Origin of the sequence: Pseudomonas sp. 39004 (genome assembly GCF_028682155.1) — a bacterium.
Lineage (GTDB): Bacteria > Pseudomonadota > Gammaproteobacteria > Pseudomonadales > Pseudomonadaceae > Aquipseudomonas > Aquipseudomonas capeferrum.
Genome location: NZ_JANIAG010000105.1, coordinates 1 through 19,399, shown reverse-complemented (window position 1 = coordinate 19,399; position 19,399 = coordinate 1). Strand labels below are relative to the sequence as shown.

Below are 19,399 nucleotides of genomic sequence, written 5' to 3'. Positions count from 1 at the left end.
AGGCCTCCTGGTAGCTGTTTTCGGCATGCAGGTAGTCGAGCACCTCGGGGGACGCTGAGCCAGGCCCAACCACTGCCGAAGCGGCTCAGTGCAGCTTTGGTGAACGCGTCCTTGAAGGCATCGAAACCACCCAGCTCGGCTTCGATCGCCTTGGCCACCTGACCGTGCGGCTGGCCGCCACCCTGTGGCGCCATCACGGTCCAGAACAGCGTGTGGTTGGCGTGGCCACCCCCTTGGTTGATCACTGCAGCCTGCAGCTTCTCTGGCAACTGCTTGACCGCGCCGACCAACTGTTCCACCGACCACTCGGCCCATTCGGTGCCTTCGATAGCGGCGTTGAGGTTGTTGATATAGGTCTGGTGATGCTTGCTGTGGTGAATCTCCATTGTCTGGGCATCGATGTGCGGTTCCAGCGCATCGTAGGCATAGGGCAACGCAGGCAAGGTGTGTGGCATGTCAGTGGATTCCGTAAGCGTGGGGTCTGGGTGTCACGTCTGCCTTCGCCGCCAGCGCGCTGGCCTCGGGTGCGTGACGGTTGAGCAGGCGCTCGGTGCGCGGGTACTGGCCGTACTCGGCGATGAAATTCAGCAACTCGGTGTAGGTGCGCCCACTGTGGCGCAGCGCGGCATCGCGCAGTGCCTGGGGCAAGCGGGCCTCCTGGCTGGCCTGCAGCAGGCGCTGATGCGCAGAGCACAGGTAGTCGGCGCTCTCGTGCGGCTGGTTCAGGCGCAGGTGCAGGTCGGCCAGGTTGTGGTGAGCGATGACGAACACTGCCACCGCTTCGTCGACGTCATGCCAGCGCTCGAACAGCACCTGGGCCAGCGCCAGGGCTTGCAGGTAGTGTTCCCGTGCATCGACCCACTCACCTTGCTCGAACAGGTGGTTGGCCATTTCGGTGGTGCGTTTCCAGTGCTGCATGACGTGTCTCCTGCGCCGGGGTCAGATCCCGCCGGCGGTGAGTTTTTCCGGGTCGAGCAGCGCTTCCAGCTGGTCGCGCGACAAGTCGGTATGCTCCAGCGCCACATCGATGATCGGGCGGCCCTGCTTGTAGGCGGTCTTGGCGATTTCGGCGGCCTTGAGATAGCCGATGATCGGGTTCAGCGCCGTGACCAGGATCGGGTTGCGCGCCAGCGCCTCTTTGAGCTTGCCTTCATTGACCTTGAACGTGGCGATGGCCTTGTCGGCCAACAAGCGGCTGACGTTGGCCATCAGCTCGATGCTTTCCAGCAGGTTGCGGGCGATCACCGGCAGCATCACGTTCAGCTCGAAGTTGCCCGACTGGCCGGCGATGGCGATGGTCGCGTCATTGCCGATGACCTGCGCAGCCACCATGGCGGTGGCTTCCGGGATCACCGGGTTGACCTTGCCCGGCATGATCGAAGAGCCAGGCTGCAGGCCTTGCAGTTCAATCTCGCCAAGGCCGGCCAACGGGCCGGAGTTCATCCAGCGCAGGTCGTTGGCGATTTTCATCAGCGCCACCGCAGCAGTCTTGAGCTGGCCGGAAAGGGCCACGGCGGTGTCCTGCGAGCCGATCAGGGCAAACAGGTTCTGCCCAGGCGTGAACTCGACCTGGGTCAGGGCACTGAGCTGGCGCGCGAAGCCGGCAGCGAACTGTGGGTGGGCGTTGATACCCGTGCCCACGGCCGTACCGCCCTGGGCCAGCGCCTGCAGGCTCGGCAGGGTTGCCTCGATGTGCGCCTGCGCGCCTTTGATTTGTGCTGCCCAACCGTCGAGCACCTGGCTCATGCGCACGGGCATGGCGTCCATCAGGTGGGTACGGCCGGTCTTGACGAACGGGTGTACTTGCTGTGATTTGGCCTCGATCACCTGTACCAGGTGACGCAACGCCGGCAGCAGTTGCTCGTGTAGCGCCAGGGCGGCACTGACATGGATGGTGGTCGGGATGATGTCGTTGCTGCTCTGGCCGCAGTTCACATGGTCGTTGGCATTGACCGCATCACCCAGTACGCGGGTCGCCAGAGTGGCGATCACCTCGTTGGCGTTCATGTTCGAACTGGTGCCGGAACCGGTCTGGAACACATCCACCGGGAAGTGCTGGATGAAATCTTCCGCCAGCAGTTGCTCGACTGCCTTGACGATGGCCTGACCCTGCTCGGCGCTCACCTGCTCCAGCTCGATGTTGGCCTTGGCCGCTGCGGCCTTGGCCAGCAGCAATGCGCGAATGAACTGGGCCGGCATGCGCTGGCCGCTGACCGGGAAGTTGTCGACCGCGCGCTGGGTCTGGGCGCCATACAGGGCCTCGGCAGGCACCTGCAGCTCACCCATGCTGTCACGCTCGATACGGGTATTACTCATCGTCTAGTCCTTGCATCAGTTCATCGGGAGAAATCGAAGGCAGCAGCACGCAATTGGCCAATTGCAGGGCGTAGGGCTGCCAGCGCTGGTTCTGTTCGCGGCGGTCGAGGTTGCGCAGGTCGAGCAAGGGTCGCCAGGCCTGGTCCAGGCACAGGCAGCGCCAATGCCAGGGCAGCATGCGGTCGCAAGCGGTATCCAGGAGCAGGCGGAAGGAGGTCAGGGCCACCGTCCATGGCAAGGTTTCGGTGCAGCACACCAGGTAGCGGCCTTCGGCCAGGTAGTGCTCGATCAGGCGCGGCTCATCGGGCTCGAGCGCGCAGCGAATGCGCCGGCTGAGCCAGCGCCAGTTTTCCAGGTAGGGCAACTCGTGGAGGACGGATTTCATGAACACCATCGCCAAGCAACTGGGTAATGATATTCATTATTAAGTGATAAATAGAATCACTTCAAGAGGGCATCGACCAAAGCAGGGAGCAAGCAGGCATAAAAAAACCCGGCGCGCAGGCCGGGTTTAGCAAATCAGGCGGCCACTCAGCTGCCGGCAACGGTCATCCGTTCGATCAGCACCGAGCCCGTGTGAATATTGCTGCGAGTCTCAAGATCGCTACCGATAGCCACGATTTGCTGGAACATGTCCTTCATGTTCCCCGCGATGGTCACTTCCTGGACCGCATGCTGGATCTCGCCGTTCTCGACCCAGAAGCCTGCAGCACCACGCGAATAGTCGCCCGTGACCATGTTCAGACCATGCCCCATCAACTCGGTCACCAGCAAACCACGCCCCATGCGGCGAATCAGGGCAGCCTGGTCCTCGACGCCGTGGGTCACATACAGGTTGTGCACACCACCGGAGTTGGCCGTGCTCGGCAGGCCGAGCTTGCGCCCGGAATAGGTACCCAGCAGGTACGACACCAGCTCACCTTTGTCGACGAACGGTTTGGCGTAGGTCGCCAGGCCGTCACCGTCGAACGCAGCACTGCCCAAGGCCCGGGGAATATGCGGGCGCTCATCGAGGGTCAACCAGCTTGGGAACAGGCGCTGCCCAATGGTGCCTTCAAGAAACGACGACTTGCGGTACAGGTTGCCGCCGGAGATGGCCGACAGGAAGCTGCCAAACAGGCCGCCGGCGAGCTCTGCCGAGAACAGCACTGGCACTTCGCACGTCGGCACCGGGCGCGCGCCGAGACGGCTGGCCGCACGCTGGGCCGCACGCTGGCCAATGCTGCTTGGGTCGGCCAACAAATTGCCCTGGCGGTTTACGTCATACCAGTAGTCACGCTGCATCTGGCCATCACCCTCGGCGATCATCACGCAGCTCAGGCTGTGTCGGGTCGAGGCGTAGCTGCCGATGAAGCCGTGGCTGTTGCCATACACTCGGCACCCTTGGTGAGTGTTGAGCGTGGTGCCATCGGCATTGAGAATGCGCGGATCGGCGTCGAACGCCGCGGCCTCGCAGGCCAGGGCCATCTCGATCGCTTTCTCGGGTTCGATGCCCCAGTCGTGGTAAAGGTCCAGGTCCGGGATATCGCGGGCCATCAGCGCGGCGTCGGCCAAGCCGGAGCATTCGTCTTCGGACGTATGCTTGGCGATCGCCAGGGCGGCGGCAACGGTTTCGCGGATCGCCTCGGGGCCACTTGCCGAGGTACTGGCCGAGCCTTTGCGCTGGCCGACATAGAGGGTGATGCCAAAGCCCTGGTCACGGTTGAACTCGACCGTTTCGACCTCGCGCTGACGCACCGTGGTGGACAGGCCCTGCTCCAGCGAGACCGCCACTTCACAGGCACTGGCGCCCTGGCGACGCGCTTCGGCGATAATCGCTTCGACCTGCTCCTGCAAGGCTGGCAGGTCTTTCGGACCTACGCTCTGGACTGCACTCATGGTTCTCTCCACTCAAATTCTGCGTTCGGCGAGGGTCATTCTACGACCGGGCCGGACAAGCGGCCCCCGACTGGTTATCATGGCGGCGATTTCTAGCGGACTGCCACCATGGTTGATTCAAACGACGACGCCTTCGACGGCGAAAAAAGCAAAACCCAGATCAAGCGCGAACTGCATGCACTGGTCGAACTCGGCGAGCGCCTCACTACGCTCAAGGCCGACACCCTGGCACGCCTGCCGTTGACCGACGAGCTGCGCAAGGCGCTGGCCGAGGCCAGCAAGCACACCGCTCACGGTGCCCGCAAACGCCACATGTCGTTTGTCGGCAAGCTGATGCGTGTGCAGGACCTGGATGCCATCCATGCCTTGCTCGAACAGATGGACAGCTCGACCCGCCAGTACAACGAGCGTTTCCACGGCCTGGAGCGCTGGCGCGACCGGTTGATCGACGGCAATGACGAAGACCTTGAACGCTTCGTCAACGAGTACCCCGATACCGATCGCCAGCAAATGCGCTCGCTGATCCGCCATGCCCAGCACGAGAAGGCGCGTAACAAACCGCCTGCCGCCGCGCGCAAGGTGTTCAAGTACATCCGCGACCTCGACGAGCTGCAGCGCGGATTGCGCTGATTGCCCAGGGGCTGCTGCGCAGCCCCCATGCCTGTCACGCCCCGGTCCCGCCGACGGTGATCGCATCGAGTTTCAGCGTCGGCTGCCCGACCCCTACCGGCACCGACTGCCCATCCTTGCCGCACGTACCGACGCCACTGTCCAGCGCCAGGTCATTGCCGACCATCGATACCCGGCTCATCGCCTCCGGCCCGTTGCCAATCAACGTTGCACCCTTGACCGGCGCGGTGATTTTGCCGTCTTCGATCAGGTAAGCCTCACTGGTGGAGAAGACGAACTTGCCGCTGGTGATATCCACCTGGCCACCGCCCAGGTTGGCGCAATAGATGCCCCTCTTCACCGAAGCGATGATTTCCTGCGGGTCGCTTTCGCCCGCGCGCATGTAGGTGTTGGTCATGCGCGGCATCGGCAGATGGGCGTAGGATTCGCGGCGGCCATTGCCGGTCACGGCCATGCCCATCAGGCGGGCGTTCAGTTTGTCCTGCATGTAGCCTTTGAGCACACCGTTCTCGATCAGCGTGGTGCACTCGGTCGGGGTGCCTTCGTCATCCACGCTCAACGAACCGCGGCGGCCTTCAAGGGTGCCGTCGTCGACGATGGTGCACAGTTTCGACGCCACCTGCTCACCGATCCGGCCGCTGAACGCCGAGCTGCCCTTGCGGTTGAAGTCGCCTTCCAGGCCATGGCCCACCGCTTCATGCAACAACACGCCCGACCAGCCCGAACCCAGCACCACGGGCAAGGTGCCTGCCGGGGCAGGAATCGCCTCCAGGTTCACCAGGGCCTGACGCAACGCCTCACGGGCATAACCCATGACCTTCTCTTCGGTGAAGAAGCGGTAGTCGGTACGCCCGCCGCCACCCTGGCCACCGCGCTCGCGGCGGCCATTGTGTTCGACGATGACGCTGACGTTGAAGCGCACCAGCGGGCGCACGTCGGCGGCCAGGCTGCCATCGGCCGCCGCGATGAGGATGCGCTCCCAGACCCCGGCCATGCTCACGCTGACCTGCTGGATACGCGGGTCCAGCGCCCGGGTGGCGGCGTCTACACGCTTGAGCAGGTCGACCTTCTCGGCGCGGCTGAGCACATCCAGAGGGTTGTCCGGCGCATACAGGGCCGTCACATCCTGGCTGCGGAAAGCCTGGACCGTCCCATTCTGCCCGGCACGGGAGATCGAACGCGCGGCACGGGCCGCCGAGGTCAGTGCCTCCAGGTTGATGGCGTTGCTGTAGGCGAAGCCGGTCTTTTCACCAGACTGGGCACGCACGCCGACGCCTTGGTCGAGGTTGAAGCTGCCCTCTTTGACGATGCCGTCCTCCAGCGCCCAGGTTTCCGAGATCTGGCCCTGGAAATACAAGTCGGCGGCATCGATGCCCGGGCCGGCCAACTCACCCAGCACAGCCTGCAGGCTGTCCAGGGTCAACCCGCCTGGGGCCAGGAGCTGCTCGCTGACGGTGGATAACATCTGGCTCATAGTCACTCCGAGGTGTGCGCAGGCCGCAAGGCGTCCTGCGAGAAAAAGCGCCGGTGCGAAACCACCGGCATGCGCGCCCGAATGGACGCTTGTTCATCAGTGTCGCGCTCGGCGAGCAATACCGCTTCGCCCTGCGCCTGCTGCGCAACGATCCGCCCCCAGGGGTCGACGATCGCTGCATGGCCATGGGTTTCCCGTGGGCCTGGATGGGTGCCGCCCTGCGCTGCGGCCAACAGGTAGCACTGGGTCTCGATGGCACGCGCGCGAATCAGCACGTCCCAGTGCGCAGCGCCCGTCACCGCAGTGAAGGCGGCTGGCGCGGTGATCAGCTCGGCCCCGGCAGCGCGCAAGGCACTGTACAACTCGGGGAAGCGCAGGTCATAGCATACGCTCAGGCCCACGCGCCCCACCGGGGTATCGGCCACCACCACCTGCGCGCCATGGGCATAGTCGTCGGACTCGCGGTAACGGCCGCGGTTGTCGGCGACGTCCACGTCGAACAGGTGCAACTTGTCGTAGCGTGCCACCACTTCACCGTGTTCATCGATCAGCAGTGAGCAGGCATGGGCCTTGGCATCAGGCTGGCCGACCGGTGGCAACGGCAAGGTGCCGGCGACAATCCATAACTTGAGGTCTCGCGCGGTGCGTTTCAACCACGGCAGGATCGGCCCTTCGCCCAAGGCTTCGGCGCGGCCGATCACTGCAGCATCCTTGCGCCCCATGGCGGCGAAGTTTTCTGGCAGCACGGCCAGGCGTGCGCCACCGAACGCGGCCTGCTCAAGCAGGGCGCCAGCACGCTGCAGGTTGGCCAGCACGTCGTCCTGGCTGACCATCTGGATCACCGCTGCCTTCATGAAGACTCCTAGCGCGATTTCTCGAAAGGTTTCACAAATGTGATTCTAGGCTCTTTCCACGGCCCCTCGACGCGGTAATGCACGCTGGCAAAGCGTGATACCCGGTCGCCGATCAAGCGATCGACCAGGAACAGCGCGCCCCCCACCGCAGGTGCGCCGATGATCAGGGCGGCCAGCGGCAGGTTGTTGGTCACCGGCAGGCTCACCTGCAGGTTGGCATCCACCCGGTCACGGACCAGGTCGAGGGTACCGTCTAGCTCGAAGTTGCTCGACGGGCCGGTAACGGTAATCGGCTCGCGGGTCACGTAGACGCCATTGCTGGCCACCAGCAGGCCCTTGACCCGATCATAGGCCAGGCCTTTGTCGAACAGGTCGGAAAAGTCCAGGCGCAAGCGGCGGCCGATGGAGTTGAAGTTGAGCAGGCCGAACACGCGCAGGGCCTGGGCACTGCCTTCGACTTCGACGAACTGGCCGGTGCGCAGGGCGGCATCCATGCTCCCGGAGAAGCGGTTCAAGCCCACCCAGGCAGGTGAGCCCGGCCAGCGGCCGTCGACATCCAGGCGGAAATCGCGGCTGGTCACGGTGGGGGCAAACCCCCACGCCTTGAGCACATCGGCCAGGTTCTTGCCGTCCAGGCGCCCTTTGTACCAGCTACTGCTGCTGCCCGGCGGGCCTTCCCAGCCACCGCCGCCATCGATGCGCAGGCCCTTGAAGTCAAGGTCGATATCGTCTGCCGATACGCCACGCGCGGTCGGGCGCAACTTGATCGATGCGCTGCCGTAGAGGTCGTCGCCACGGTAGAGCTTGTCGATGCTCAGGTCCAGGGCAGGTACCTTGCGCGGGTCGAATGATGCCAACGGGTCGGGCCCCTCCTCGGCCTGCGCCTGGGCCGGGTCCGCAGCCGGCAGGCGCAAGGTCTGCAGGCGCACCGACATGGGCGCGGCCTTGGCGTCGGGTACGCGCGCGTTGCCGATGACTTCCTTGCTGTCCAGGCGCAGGTCCCACGCCGGGCCACCACGGGCCAGACGCACCACCGCCTGATTCAGGTCCATGCCGAAGGCTTTGAGCTGGCCGATGCTCAGGTCGACGCTTTGCAGGCTCTGCCGGGCACTGCCACCGGGGTCGTCACCGCCCAGGCTGGCCATCTGCGCTTGCCACGGCGCCAGGTCCAGTGTTTCCAGGTGCCCGCGTACCCGCAGCCCCTGGCCGCTTGGCACTTGCGCCTGGCCTGTGCCCAGCAGCAGCTCACCGCGGCCCTGGGCCAGTTTGTCGCCGGGCGCGGCATAGGCAAAGCGTGCAAGGTCGGCATAGCTGGCGTCGAAGCGCCGCTCCTGGCCCTGCAGGTTCATGCTGAAGCGGCTATCGCGGGTATCCGCCGCAGCCTTGCCGAAGGGTGCCGGCAAATCGATCGCCAACCCCTTGAGCGACGAGTTGACGTTCAGGCTGTTGTCCCGGCTACCCAGGTTGACCTGCAACTGATAGGGCAGCTCGCCCGAGGCAGGCAACGCCTGGTTGAACTGCAGCCATTCGGTCAGCGCTTTCAGCGAAACCTGGCCGTTGGCGTTGATGCGGGTCTGCATCTGCCCTGGCTCGCCCTCGGCGACGATCTGCGCGGTCACCGGTTTGCCGAACGCCTGCAGGCTGATGTCCTTGCCGCTCAGGCCCTTGTCGAAGTCAAAACTGAAGTCGCCCTTCAGGCGGTTCAGCTCCAGGCTTGGCGGGGCCACCTTGAGGCGGGCGTCAGCGGTGGCGAAGTCCACCTTGACCTTGGGCCGCTGCCCATGTGCCAGGGGAATATCGAGCTTGACCTTGCCCTTGAGCGGGCCCTCGCCTTCCCAACCGGCGAAGATCTCACCCGTGCCGATCGGGGCTTCCTTGAGAATTTTCAGGCCGTCACCCAGGCTGCCGTCGAAATCGCCATCCAGGTACAGATGGCTATGCTGGTCGCCTTCGACGTGGGGGATGTCGACACTGACGTCACTCACCTTGGTATCGAGCAGCAGGCCATGGTGGGCCTTGATGCGCACACCACTGTCTTCGATCAGCACGTCACCGTCGACCTGCTGCACTTGAGGCCAGCCGGGCTGGAAGTCCAGCGCCGCGTCACGCACCTTGAAGAACAGGCTGATACTGCGCGCCTCCGGGGTGGCGCCGTGGTTCAGCGAACCCTGGTACTGGAAGTAGCCCTCATCCACGGTGCCCTTGACGATCGCACTGCGCAGCCATTCGTCGAGGGCCGGGCTGAGTACTTCCGGCAAGTATTTGGCGGTGTATCGGCCATCACCCTCGGTCAACCCGACCCGCAGGTCCATGTAGTCCTCGCGGCCCTCTTCGAACAGCAGGCGGATCAGGAAGTCACCGGCGATCTTGCCCTCCTCGCCCAGCACCTTGAGGTACGGCGCGACGAGGGTGAAGCCTTGCTGGTCGAGGGCCCAGGTCAGGCGGGCATTGGCCTGCTGGTAATGCCAAGGTTTGGCGAAGATCGGGTACAAGTGCAGCATGAAGGCGTCGGTGTCGAGCCGCAGCTCGCCATGGCCCAGGTCGCCGCTGATGCTGCCACTGACGTTGCCGGCCGCCGGGGCACCGTGGTAGGCGTTGAAACCGACCTGCTCCAGGTTGGCGGCAAATTGCAGGCGCTGGTCGCCCTCGGCCTTGGGCCGCGCCTCCAGGCGCAAGTTGCGCAGCGCGCCGGTGACCTTCAGGCCATCGACCACAGCCATGAGGTTATCCGGCAGCGGTGCCAGGGCATCGATCAATGGGGTCAGCGGAGTGAGGTCAAGGCGGTCGGCCTGCACTTCCCAGCGCTCGTCGGCCGGGGCCTGCCCAGGGCGCTGGCGTAACTGCAGATGGGATTCCCAGCGGGTCTTGCCGATGCTCATGGCCAGGGAATCGACACTCACATCGAAGCCTTGCGGGCTACGCTGGAACCAGGCGGCCAGCGCCAGGTTGTCCACGGTTGCGGCCTTGCGCCCGGCATAGGCGCCTTGCAGCTTCGGCGCATTGAGCCGGACCACCGCGTGCTGCAACTGGCCTTGGCGCCAGTCGACCCAGAACTCGCCCCCGGCGCGCAGTGCATCAGCGTGCCACTGGCCCAGCAGGCGCGGCGGCAACCAGCGCGCCCAATCGCTCTGCGGCAGGCTCAGGTAAGCGGCAACCTCAGCGTCTTGCCAGGCGTTGGCCGACGCACGGCTGCGCAGGTTCAGCGCCAGGGGCTGGCCGTCCGGCAGGGTTGCGCGCACGTCGAGGGCCTGGCGCGAGGCACCGGCCTGCAGGCCGGCACTCACATACGTCAAGGTCAGGGGGTCGCGCTGCCAGGGCTGCAAGGTAACCTGGCTGTCGAATACATCGATACGCCCCAGTTGGCGCAGGCGCTGCAGCAGCTCGGCGGGGTCGAGGGGGGCATCATCTTTTTCCGGCAGCCCTTCGAGGTTCCAGGCGCCTTGCTCATCTTCGCGCAGGATCAGTTGCAAGCCGCCTAACTGAATACGCGCCAGGCGTACCTCGCGGGAGGTCAGGCTGGCCCATAAGTCCGGCACCAGCTTGACGTCGTCCAGGCGCAACGCGGTGGCGCCTTCGCCCAATTGCAGGTCGCGAACGCGCAGCACAGGCGCCAGCCCGCTCCAGCGCCCCTCAAGGGCACCGACATGCACTGGCAGGCCCAACGCCTGTTCGGCCTTGCTCTCGACATCGGCTCGGTACTCGGCCACCAGCGGCACCAATTGCCGGCCGAGGCTGACATACAACGCCACCAGCACCGCCAGCAGCGCACACAAGCCCAGCCCCCAGCGAGTCAAGGCGACAAGAACGCGGTTCAGACGTCCCATGGCCATGGCCCTCCAGGTCGTTTATCCATGATGGCCCCAAGTACCGGTTTTGCCAGCCCGGCCATCCTGTGCTGCGTTTTGGTAAGCCTCAGAGCAGCACCACATCGTATTGTTCCTGCGAGTACATCGACTCGACCTGGAAGCGGATAGTTCTGCCGATGAAGGTTTCAAGCTCCGCCACGTTGCCGGACTCCTCGTCCAGCAGGCGGTCGACCACTTTCTGGTTGGCCAGTACGCGGTAGCCCTCGGCCTGGTAGGCGCGGGCTTCGCGAAGGATCTCACGGAAGATTTCGTAACAAATGGTCTCGGGGGTTTTCAGCTTGCCACGGCCCTGGCACCCCAGGCAGGGTTCGCAGAGCACCTGCTCGAGGCTCTCACGCGTGCGCTTGCGGGTCATCTGCACCAGGCCCAGCTCGGTAATGCCGATGATGTTGGTCTTGGCGTGATCACGTTCGAGCTGCTTTTCCAGGGTGCGCAGCACCTGGCGCTGATGCTCTTCATCTTCCATGTCGATGAAGTCGATGATGATGATGCCGCCGATGTTGCGCAGGCGCAGTTGCCGGGCAATGGCGGTTGCGGCCTCGAGGTTGGTCTTGAAGATGGTCTCCTCAAGGTTGCGATGGCCGACGAAGGCACCGGTGTTGACGTCGATGGTGGTCATCGCCTCAGCGGGGTCGACCACCAGATAGCCACCGGACTTGAGCGGCACCTTGCGCTCCAGGGCACGCTGAATCTCGTCTTCGACGCCGTACAAGTCAAAGATCGGCCGCTCGCCAGGGTAATGCTCGAGCCGATCGGCAATCTCCGGCATCAATTCGCCGACGAACTGCGTGGTTTTCTGGAATGTTTCCCGCGAGTCGATGCGGATTTTCTCGATCTTCGGGTTGACCAGGTCGCGCAGGGTACGCAGGGCCAGGCCAAGGTCTTCGTAAATCACCGTGGGCGCGCCGCAGGTCTGGATCTGGCTGCCGATCTGTTCCCACAGGCGGCGCAGGTAGCGAATGTCCTGCAGGATCTCTTCGGCGCGAGCGCCTTCGGCGGCAGTGCGCAGGATGAAGCCGCCGGCGTCCTTGATATTCTCGCTGTCCATGCAGCTGCTGACTACCTGCTTGAGGCGATCACGCTCGGCTTCGTCTTCGATCTTGAGGGAAATACCGACATGGCTGCTGCGCGGCATGTACACCAGGTAGCGCGAAGGGATCGACAACTGCGTGGTCAGACGGGCGCCCTTGGTGCCGATCGGGTCCTTGGTCACCTGTACCACCAGCGCCTGGCCTTCATGCACCAGCGCGGTGATATTCTCTACCGCCGAGCCTTCGCGCTGGGAAATTTCCGAGGCATGGATGAAGGCGGCCCGCTCCAGGCCGATGTCGACGAACGCCGCCTGCATGCCGGGCAGCACGCGTACCACCTTGCCCTTGTAGATATTGCCGACGATGCCGCGGCGCTGGGTGCGCTCGACGTGCACTTCCTGCAGCACCCCGTTTTCCACCACCGCCACACGTGACTCCATCGGGGTGATGTTGATCAGGATCTCTTCACTCATGGCAGGCTCTCGTCAAAGGTCTTGGATAATGATGGATCGCGCAGGCAGCGCTGGCTACTGCGGCTTTGTTACCTCTGGAGAAAGCGCAGGCAGTTGCCAGCAGGCGATGCCAAACCCGGCGAGCAGCTCGGCGGTCTCGCTCAGCGGCAAACCCACCACCGCAGAGTAACTGCCTGCAAGGCCGGTGACGAACACTGCGCCCAGCCCTTGGATGGCGTAACCGCCGGCTTTGTCTACAGGCTCACCGCTGGCCCAGTAGCGCGCTGCTTCATCGGCGCTGATGGCACGAAAGCGCACGCTGCTGGTGACGCACAGGCTCAGGGTGCGCACGCCATCGCTCAGGGCGACAGCGGTCAAAACCTGATGTTCGCGGCCAGACAGGTCGGCCAGCATCGCCAGGGCATGTTCGCGGTCTTCCGGTTTGCCGAGAATACGGCCATCGAGGACCACTGCGGTGTCTGCGCCCAGCACCACCGCCGGGCCCTGCAGGCTGGCAAGGCCAGCCTCGGCCTTGGCCCGGGCGAGGCGCTCGACATAGGCCTGGGCACCTTCATTGGCCAGCGGGGTTTCATCGATGGGGGCGCTAACGGTAGTGAACGGTACGCCGATCTGAGTCAGCAGTTCACGACGACGGGGCGAGCCAGAGGCCAGGTAAAGCGGGTTCATGTAGACATCTCCCTGTCAGTCGCGGCAACGCCGTCAATTTATGTGCAAGCGTCGGCGCAGGTCGCGCAGGGCAAAGCTGATCCATGGCCAGAGCAAGGCGCTGATGACCGCCGACCACACCAGCGCCAGGGTCGGCAGGCGGTTGCCGGTCAGCGCGCTGAGCCATAGCTGTATCAGCTGGGCGATGCCGAAGATCACCAGAATCACCAGGCTCTGCTGCCACATGGGGAATATGCGCAGGCGCTGCTGCAGAGACAGCACCAAGAAGGTGATCAGGGTCAGGATCAGCGCGTTCTGCCCAAGCAACGTGCCATACAGCACATCCTCGGCCAGGCCCAGCACGAAGGCCGTGGTCATGCCGACCTTGCTCGGCACGGCGAGGGTCCAGAACGATACCAGCAGCGCCAGCCACATGGGCCGGAACACTTCCATGAACTGGGGCATGGGCGAGACACTGAGCAGCAGGCCAATGGCGAATGTCAGCCAGATGACCCAGCCGTTGTTGCGGCGTGATGCAGCCATCATTGCCTCCGGGGTTGGGCGGGCGCTGCCGCTGGCACGGCGGGTGCCGCAGGCGCTACAGGCGCAGCAGCGGGCTGCGTGGCAGGGGCTGCCGGTGTTGCGGGCGCGACGGGCGCGGTGGCGGTACCGGCAGGTGCGGCCTGCTCGCCATTGGCGCCAGGCTGAACACCCACCGCGGTGCCCTTGCGGTCGGCCTCTTCCTGCGCAATCGCCGCGTCAGTGGCGCGCTGTTCCGGGGTACGCCGGTCACTGAACACCAGCAGCATGTAGCGGCTGCGGTTGAGTGCGGCGGTAGGGATGGCGCGGACAATGGCAAACGGCTGGCCGGAGTCGTGAATCACTTCGTTGACCGTGGCCACCGGGTAGCCGGCCGGGAAGCGCTGGCCCATGCCGGAGCTGACCAACAGGTCGCCTTCCTTGATGTCGGCGGTATCGGCCACATGGCGCAGTTCCAGACGCTCCGGGTTGCCGGTACCGCTGGCTATGGCGCGCAGGCCATTGCGGTTGACCTGCACCGGAATGCTATGGGTGGTATCGGTCAGCAACAGCACCCGCGAGGTGTAAGGCATCAATTCGACCACCTGGCCCATCAGGCCGCGGGCGTCGAGCACCGGCTGGCCGAGGAACACACCATCGCGCTCACCCTTGTTGATCAGAATGCGGTGGGTGAACGGATTGGGATCGACGCCGATCAGCTCGGCCACTTCGACCTTTTCGTTGACCAGGGCCGAAGAGTTGAGCAACTCACGCAAGCGCACGTTCTGCTCGGTCAGGGCCGCCAGCTTCTGCAGGCGCCCCTGCAACAGCAGGGCCTCGGTCTTGAGCTTTTCGTTTTCCGCGATCAGTTCGGTACGGCTGCCGAACTGGCCCGCCACGCCTTGCCACAAGCGCTGCGGCAAATCGGTGATCCAGTACGATTCCATCAACACCATGCCCATCTGGCTGCGCACAGGCTTGAGCACGGCAAAGCGCGCATCGACCACCATCAACGCGATCGACAGCACCACCAATACGAGTAGACGAACGCCCAGCGAAGGGCCCTTGGAGAAAAGCGGTTTAATGGGCCGTTCCTCGTGGACGACTCAGGAGGTCATTGGACATGGGACAACGCACCAGCCTGGTTGCGGGTTGACGGAAACGACGCCCAAACGGACGCCAGCCCAGCGCATACAGGTAGCACTGTGCGTGCTACCTGTAAACCGGGCGCTCATGAGCCGCGAGCAGGATCACTCGCTGGAGAGCAGGTCCATCGCGTGCTTGTCCATCATCTCCAGGGCGCGACCGCCGCCACGGGCGACACAGGTCAGCGGGTCCTCGGCGACGATCACCGGCAGGCCGGTTTCCTGGGCCAGCAGCTTGTCGAGGTCGCGCAGCAGTGCGCCACCACCGGTCAACACCAGGCCGCGCTCGGCGATGTCGGAGGCCAGCTCCGGCGGCGACTGCTCCAGGGCGCTCTTTACCGCCTGAACGATGGTCGCCAGCGACTCCTGCAGCGCTTCGAGCACTTCGTTGGAGTTGAGGGTGAAGGCACGCGGTACGCCCTCGGCCAGGTTACGGCCACGGACATCGACTTCGCGCACTTCGCCGCCCGGGTAGGCGGTGCCGATTTCCTGCTTGATGCGCTCGGCGGTGGACTCGCCGATCAGGCTGCCGTAGTTGCGGCGCACGTAGGTGACGATGGCTTCGTCGAAGCGATCGCCGCCAACCCGCACGGATTCGGCATACACCACACCGTTGAGGGAGATCAGCGCGATTTCGGTGGTACCACCGCCGATATCGACGACCATCGAGCCACGGGCCTCTTCAACCGGCAGGCCGGCACCGATGGCGGCGGCCATTGGCTCTTCGATCAGGAAGACTTCGCGGGCACCGGCACCCAGGGCCGACTCGCGAATCGCACGGCGCTCTACCTGGGTCGACTTGCACGGCACGCAAATCAGCACGCGAGGGCTGGGCTGCAGGAAGCTGTTCTCGTGAACCTTGTTGATGAAATACTGCAACATTTTTTCACAAACGCTGAAGTCGGCGATGACGCCGTCCTTCATCGGACGAATGGCAGCAATGTTGCCGGGCGTACGGCCCAGCATGCGTTTGGCTTCGGTACCGACGGCGACGACGCTTTTCTGATTGCCATGGGTACGGATGGCAACAACCGAGGGCTCATTCAGGACGATACCGCGCTCACGCACGTAAATAAGGGTGTTGGCAGTACCCAGGTCGATGGAAAGATCGCTGGAAAACATGCCACGCAGTTTCTTGAACATGGGAAAGTGACCCTGGGGAAAGCGTGGGTAAAAAAGTGCGGCAAACTCTAACAATGGCAGGGATTTTGGGCAAGGAGCCAATATGTTAAATTGGTCGTTTTTCCGAGCACGCCAGCAGATGATCGCGGCCGTATGACCGCTAGAATGCCGACATGTTCCTCATCACGGACCTTATTCCGTTCTTTGTTTCCCCTGGAGATCCCCATGGCGCTTGAACGCTGCGACGTGGAAAAGATCGCCCATCTGGCCCGTCTGGGCCTGAATGATGGCGAACTGCCACGTATTACCGATGCACTGAACAGCATTCTCGGGCTGGTCGACCAGATGCAGGCGGTCGACACCACGGGCATCGAGCCCCTGGCCCACCCCCTGGAGGCCAGCCAGCGACTGCGTCCCGACCAGGTCACCGAAAGCAACCAGCGCGAGGCCTACCAGGCCATCGCACCCTCGACCGAAAGCGGTCTGTACCTGGTTCCCAAAGTCATCGAGTAAGGGATAGAGCCTGCCATGCATCAATTGACCCTGGCCGAGATCGCCCGCGGACTCGCCGACAAGTCGTTTTCTTCCGAAGAGCTGACGGGCGCCCTGCTGGCGCGCATCAAGCAACTCGACCCGCAAATCAACAGCTTCATCAGCGTCACCGAAGAGCTGGCCCTGGGCCAGGCCCGTGCCGCCGACGCCCGCCGCGCCACTGGCGAGGCCGGTGCACTGCTGGGCGCGCCGATCGCCCACAAGGACCTGTTCTGCACCAACGGTGTACGCACCAGCTGCGGCTCGAAGATGCTCGACAACTTCAAGGCGCCGTACGATGCCACCGTGGTCGCCAAGCTGGCCGAAGCCGGCATGGTCACCCTGGGCAAGACCAACATGGACGAATTCGCCATGGGTTCGGCCAACGAATCCAGCCACTATGGCCCGGTGAAGAACCCGTGGAACCTCGAGCACGTGCCTGGCGGCTCGTCCGGTGGCTCGGCTGCTGCCGTCGCCGCGCGCCTGCTGCCAGCCTCTACCGGCACCGACACCGGCGGCTCGATCCGACAGCCGGCAGCGCTGACCAACCTTACCGGCCTGAAACCGACGTACGGTCGTGTTTCGCGCTGGGGCATGATCGCTTACGCCTCCAGCCTCGACCAGGGCGGCCCGCTGGCCCGTACCGCCGAAGACTGCGCGCTGCTGCTGCAAGGCATGGCCGGTTTCGACGCCAAGGACTCCACCAGCATCGAAGAACCGGTGCCGGACTACAGCGCCAATCTCAACGCCTCGCTGCAGGGCCTGCGCATTGGCCTGCCGAAGGAATACTTCGGCCCCGGCCTCGACCCGCGCATCGCCGAACGGGTGCAAGCCAGCGTCAAGGAGCTGGAAAAGCTCGGCGCCGTGGTCAAGGAAATCAGCCTGCCGAACATGCAGCATGCCATCCCGGCGTACTACGTGATCGCGCCCGCTGAAGCGTCCTCCAACCTGTCGCGTTTCGACGGCGTGCGTTTCGGCTACCGTTGCGAAGCCCCCAAAGACCTGACCGACCTGTACAAGCGTTCGCGTGGCGAAGGCTTCGGCGCCGAAGTGCAGCGCCGCATCATGGTCGGTACCTACGCCCTGTCGGCCGGCTACTACGACGCCTACTACGTCAAGGCGCAGCAGATCCGCCGCCTGATCAAGAACGACTTCATGGCCGCGTTCAACGACGTCGACCTGATCCTTGGCCCGACCACGCCGAACCCGGCCTGGAAGCTCGGCGCCAAGAGCAGCGACCCAGTCGCCGCCTACCTTGAAGACGTCTACACCATCACCGCCAACCTGGCTGGCCTGCCCGGCCTGTCGATGCCGGCCGGCTTCGTCGATGGCCTGCCCGTTGGTGTGCAGTTGCTGGCGCCGTACTTCCAGGAAGGCCGCCTGCTCAACGTCGCGCACCGCTACCAGCAAGTGACCGACTGGCACACCCGTGCCCCCAACGGCTTCTGAGGAGTTCACACATGCAATGGGAAGTTGTGATCGGGCTGGAAATTCATACCCAGCTCGCTACCCAGTCGAAGATCTTCTCCGGCAGCGCCACCACCTTCGGCTCCGAGCCGAACACCCAGGCCAGCCTGGTTGACCTGGGGATGCCCGGCGTACTGCCGGTGCTGAACCAGGAAGCCGTGCGCATGGCCTGCATGTTCGGCCTGGCGATCGACGCCGAGATCGGCAAGCGCAACGTGTTCGCGCGCAAGAACTACTTCTACCCCGACCTACCCAAGGGCTACCAGATCAGCCAGATGGAGCTGCCGATCGTCGGCAAGGGCCACCTGGATATCGCCCTGGAAGACGGCACCATCAAGCGCATCGGGGTTACCCGTGCGCACCTGGAAGAAGACGCCGGCAAGAGCCTGCACGAAGACTTCAGCGGCTCTACCGGCATCGACCTGAACCGTGCCGGCACGCCGCTGCTGGAAATCGTCTCCGAGCCGGACATGCGCAGCGCCAAGGAGGCCGTGGCCTACGTCAAGGCCATCCACGCCCTGGTGCGCTACCTGGGCATCTGCGACGGCAACATGGCCGAGGGCTCGCTGCGCTGCGACTGCAACGTGTCGATCCGTCCCAAGGGCCAGGCCGAGTTCGGCACCCGCTGCGAGATCAAGAACGTCAACTCGTTCCGCTTCATCGAGCGTGCGATCAACAGCGAGATCCAGCGCCAGATCGACCTGATCGAGGACGGTGGCAGGGTCATCCAGGAAACCCGCCTGTACGACCCGAACAAGGACGAGACCCGCTCCATGCGCAGCAAGGAGGAAGCCAACGACTACCGTTACTTCCCCGACCCGGACCTGCTGCCGGTGGTCATCGAGGACAGCTTCCTCGACACCATCCGTGCCGGCTTGCCCGAGCTGCCACCGCAAAAGGTCGAGCGTTTCCAGAGCCAGTACGGCCTGTCGGCCTACGATGCCAACGTGCTGGCCTCCAGCCGTGAACAGGCGGACTACTTCGAAGAAGTGGTGAAGATTGGCGGCGACGCCAAGCTGGCCGCCAACTGGGTCATGGTCGAGCTGGGCAGCCTGCTGAACAAGCTGGGCATCGAGATCGACCAGGCGCCGGTCAGTGCCGAGCAGCTCGGTGGCATGTTGCTGCGGATTCGCGACAACACCATCAGCGGCAAGATTGCCAAGACCGTGTTCGAAGCCATGGCCGCCGGTGAAGGCGATGCCGACAGCATCATCGAAAGCCGCGGCCTGAAGCAGGTTACAGACACCGGTGCAATCGAGACGATGCTCGACGAGATGCTAGCTGCCAACGCCGAACAGGTCGAACAGTACCGCGCCGCCGACGAGGCCAAGCGTGGCAAGATGTTCGGCTTCTTCGTCGGCCAGGCGATGAAAGCGTCGAAGGGCAAGGCCAACCCTGGGCAAGTGAACCAATTGCTCAAAGCCAAGCTCGAAGGCTGAGCTGAAAAA

At 64.1% G+C, this 19,399-nt stretch carries 17 protein-coding genes; 4 read left to right on the top strand and 13 right to left on the bottom strand.

Annotated elements, in window-relative coordinates; genetic code table 11:
* From NP534_RS17855 to pmbA, 5 genes are all read right to left on the bottom strand, one after another.
* A partial coding sequence (locus NP534_RS17855; protein ID WP_274099584.1) for a superoxide dismutase occupies nucleotides 1-455 on the bottom strand: 455 nt, incomplete at its 3' end.
* Nucleotide 456: 1 nt separating this feature from the next.
* Nucleotides 457-918, bottom strand: a complete 462-nt coding sequence (locus NP534_RS17850; RefSeq protein WP_033701108.1) for a hypothetical protein — start codon at nucleotides 916-918, stop codon at nucleotides 457-459.
* 21 nt (nucleotides 919-939) lie between these two features.
* Nucleotides 940-2,316 (bottom strand): class II fumarate hydratase, encoded by a 1,377-nt coding sequence (locus NP534_RS17845; protein ID WP_274099583.1) that lies wholly within the window; start codon nucleotides 2,314-2,316, stop codon nucleotides 940-942.
* Complete coding sequence (locus NP534_RS17840) at nucleotides 2,309-2,710, bottom strand: hypothetical protein (protein WP_033701111.1); 402 nt, start codon at nucleotides 2,708-2,710, stop codon at nucleotides 2,309-2,311. Before NP534_RS17840 ends, NP534_RS17845 begins: the two co-directional genes overlap by 8 nt.
* Nucleotides 2,711-2,847: 137 nt before the next feature.
* Complete coding sequence (gene pmbA / locus NP534_RS17835) at nucleotides 2,848-4,194, bottom strand: metalloprotease PmbA (protein WP_274099582.1); 1,347 nt, start codon at nucleotides 4,192-4,194, stop codon at nucleotides 2,848-2,850.
* Nucleotides 4,195-4,302: 108 nt separating this feature from the next.
* Between pmbA and yjgA the strand changes: the two genes are divergently transcribed.
* Nucleotides 4,303-4,824 carry a ribosome biogenesis factor YjgA gene (yjgA, locus tag NP534_RS17830; RefSeq protein WP_033701114.1) on the top strand — a complete coding sequence of 174 codons (522 nt, stop codon included), beginning with the start codon at nucleotides 4,303-4,305 and terminating at the stop codon, nucleotides 4,822-4,824.
* Nucleotides 4,825-4,858: 34 nt separating this feature from the next.
* On the opposite strand, the gene tldD is transcribed toward yjgA, so the two are convergent.
* From tldD to mreB, 8 genes are all read right to left on the bottom strand, one after another.
* Entirely contained in the window at nucleotides 4,859-6,298 is a 1,440-nt protein-coding gene (tldD, locus tag NP534_RS17825; RefSeq protein ID WP_274099581.1) for a metalloprotease TldD, read from the bottom strand.
* Nucleotides 6,299-6,300: 2 nt separating this feature from the next.
* Nucleotides 6,301-7,152, bottom strand: coding sequence for a carbon-nitrogen hydrolase family protein (locus NP534_RS17820; RefSeq protein ID WP_274099580.1), 852 nt, complete (start codon nucleotides 7,150-7,152; stop codon nucleotides 6,301-6,303).
* A gap of 8 nt (nucleotides 7,153-7,160) precedes the next feature.
* Entirely contained in the window at nucleotides 7,161-10,982 is a 3,822-nt protein-coding gene (locus NP534_RS17815; protein ID WP_274099579.1) for a YhdP family protein, read from the bottom strand.
* Nucleotides 10,983-11,064: 82 nt separating this feature from the next.
* Nucleotides 11,065-12,522, bottom strand: a complete 1,458-nt coding sequence (gene rng / locus NP534_RS17810; RefSeq protein WP_274099578.1) for a ribonuclease G — start codon at nucleotides 12,520-12,522, stop codon at nucleotides 11,065-11,067.
* A 54-nt stretch (nucleotides 12,523-12,576) separates the two neighbouring features.
* A complete protein-coding gene (locus NP534_RS17805; protein ID WP_274099577.1) occupies nucleotides 12,577-13,188 on the bottom strand; it encodes a Maf family protein in 612 nt (203 codons plus the stop codon).
* A 33-nt stretch (nucleotides 13,189-13,221) separates the two neighbouring features.
* Nucleotides 13,222-13,710 carry a rod shape-determining protein MreD gene (mreD, locus tag NP534_RS17800; RefSeq protein ID WP_274099576.1) on the bottom strand — a complete coding sequence of 163 codons (489 nt, stop codon included), beginning with the start codon at nucleotides 13,708-13,710 and terminating at the stop codon, nucleotides 13,222-13,224.
* Nucleotides 13,710-14,741, bottom strand: a complete 1,032-nt coding sequence (gene mreC / locus NP534_RS17795; protein ID WP_236643889.1) for a rod shape-determining protein MreC — start codon at nucleotides 14,739-14,741, stop codon at nucleotides 13,710-13,712. Before mreC ends, mreD begins: the two co-directional genes overlap by 1 nt.
* 195 nt (nucleotides 14,742-14,936) lie before the next feature.
* Complete coding sequence (mreB, locus tag NP534_RS17790; RefSeq protein ID WP_003255163.1) at nucleotides 14,937-15,974, bottom strand: rod shape-determining protein MreB; 1,038 nt, start codon at nucleotides 15,972-15,974, stop codon at nucleotides 14,937-14,939.
* 204 nt (nucleotides 15,975-16,178) lie between these two features.
* On the opposite strand from mreB, the gene gatC reads away from it, so the two are divergent.
* Genes gatC through gatB form a run of 3 tightly spaced genes read left to right on the top strand, consistent with a single transcriptional unit; the run spans nucleotide 16,179 to nucleotide 19,390 of the window.
* The gene (gatC, locus tag NP534_RS17785; RefSeq protein ID WP_027595588.1) at nucleotides 16,179-16,466 is read left to right on the top strand and encodes an Asp-tRNA(Asn)/Glu-tRNA(Gln) amidotransferase subunit GatC; all 288 of its coding nucleotides are present in this window, start codon (nucleotides 16,179-16,181) and stop codon (nucleotides 16,464-16,466) included.
* Between the two features lie 15 nt (nucleotides 16,467-16,481).
* The gene (gene gatA, locus NP534_RS17780) at nucleotides 16,482-17,933 is read left to right on the top strand and encodes an Asp-tRNA(Asn)/Glu-tRNA(Gln) amidotransferase subunit GatA (RefSeq protein ID WP_274099575.1); all 1,452 of its coding nucleotides are present in this window, start codon (nucleotides 16,482-16,484) and stop codon (nucleotides 17,931-17,933) included.
* 11 nt (nucleotides 17,934-17,944) lie between these two features.
* Nucleotides 17,945-19,390 (top strand): Asp-tRNA(Asn)/Glu-tRNA(Gln) amidotransferase subunit GatB, encoded by a 1,446-nt coding sequence (gatB, locus tag NP534_RS17775; RefSeq protein ID WP_033701124.1) that lies wholly within the window; start codon nucleotides 17,945-17,947, stop codon nucleotides 19,388-19,390.
* Nucleotides 19,391-19,399: the final 9 nt, after the last annotated feature.

What these genes read in the sequence shown, in the direction of transcription:
- rng (WP_274099578.1), bottom strand. Translation starts at nt 12,522, where the DNA reads ATGAGTGAAGAGATCCTGATCAACATCACCCCGATGGAGTCACGTGTG.
- gatB (WP_033701124.1), top strand. Translation starts at nt 17,945, where the DNA reads ATGCAATGGGAAGTTGTGATCGGGCTGGAAATTCATACCCAGCTCGCT.
- NP534_RS17815 (WP_274099579.1), bottom strand. Translation starts at nt 10,982, where the DNA reads ATGGCCATGGGACGTCTGAACCGCGTTCTTGTCGCCTTGACTCGCTGG.
- gatC (WP_027595588.1), top strand. Translation starts at nt 16,179, where the DNA reads ATGGCGCTTGAACGCTGCGACGTGGAAAAGATCGCCCATCTGGCCCGT.
- mreB (WP_003255163.1), bottom strand. Translation starts at nt 15,974, where the DNA reads ATGTTCAAGAAACTGCGTGGCATGTTTTCCAGCGATCTTTCCATCGAC.
- tldD (WP_274099581.1), bottom strand. Translation starts at nt 6,298, where the DNA reads ATGAGCCAGATGTTATCCACCGTCAGCGAGCAGCTCCTGGCCCCAGGC.
- yjgA (WP_033701114.1), top strand. Translation starts at nt 4,303, where the DNA reads ATGGTTGATTCAAACGACGACGCCTTCGACGGCGAAAAAAGCAAAACC.
- pmbA (WP_274099582.1), bottom strand. Translation starts at nt 4,194, where the DNA reads ATGAGTGCAGTCCAGAGCGTAGGTCCGAAAGACCTGCCAGCCTTGCAG.
- NP534_RS17805 (WP_274099577.1), bottom strand. Translation starts at nt 13,188, where the DNA reads ATGAACCCGCTTTACCTGGCCTCTGGCTCGCCCCGTCGTCGTGAACTG.
- NP534_RS17840 (WP_033701111.1), bottom strand. Translation starts at nt 2,710, where the DNA reads ATGGTGTTCATGAAATCCGTCCTCCACGAGTTGCCCTACCTGGAAAAC.
- NP534_RS17820 (WP_274099580.1), bottom strand. Translation starts at nt 7,152, where the DNA reads ATGAAGGCAGCGGTGATCCAGATGGTCAGCCAGGACGACGTGCTGGCC.
- mreD (WP_274099576.1), bottom strand. Translation starts at nt 13,710, where the DNA reads ATGGCTGCATCACGCCGCAACAACGGCTGGGTCATCTGGCTGACATTC.
- gatA (WP_274099575.1), top strand. Translation starts at nt 16,482, where the DNA reads ATGCATCAATTGACCCTGGCCGAGATCGCCCGCGGACTCGCCGACAAG.
- NP534_RS17845 (WP_274099583.1), bottom strand. Translation starts at nt 2,316, where the DNA reads ATGAGTAATACCCGTATCGAGCGTGACAGCATGGGTGAGCTGCAGGTG.
- NP534_RS17850 (WP_033701108.1), bottom strand. Translation starts at nt 918, where the DNA reads ATGCAGCACTGGAAACGCACCACCGAAATGGCCAACCACCTGTTCGAG.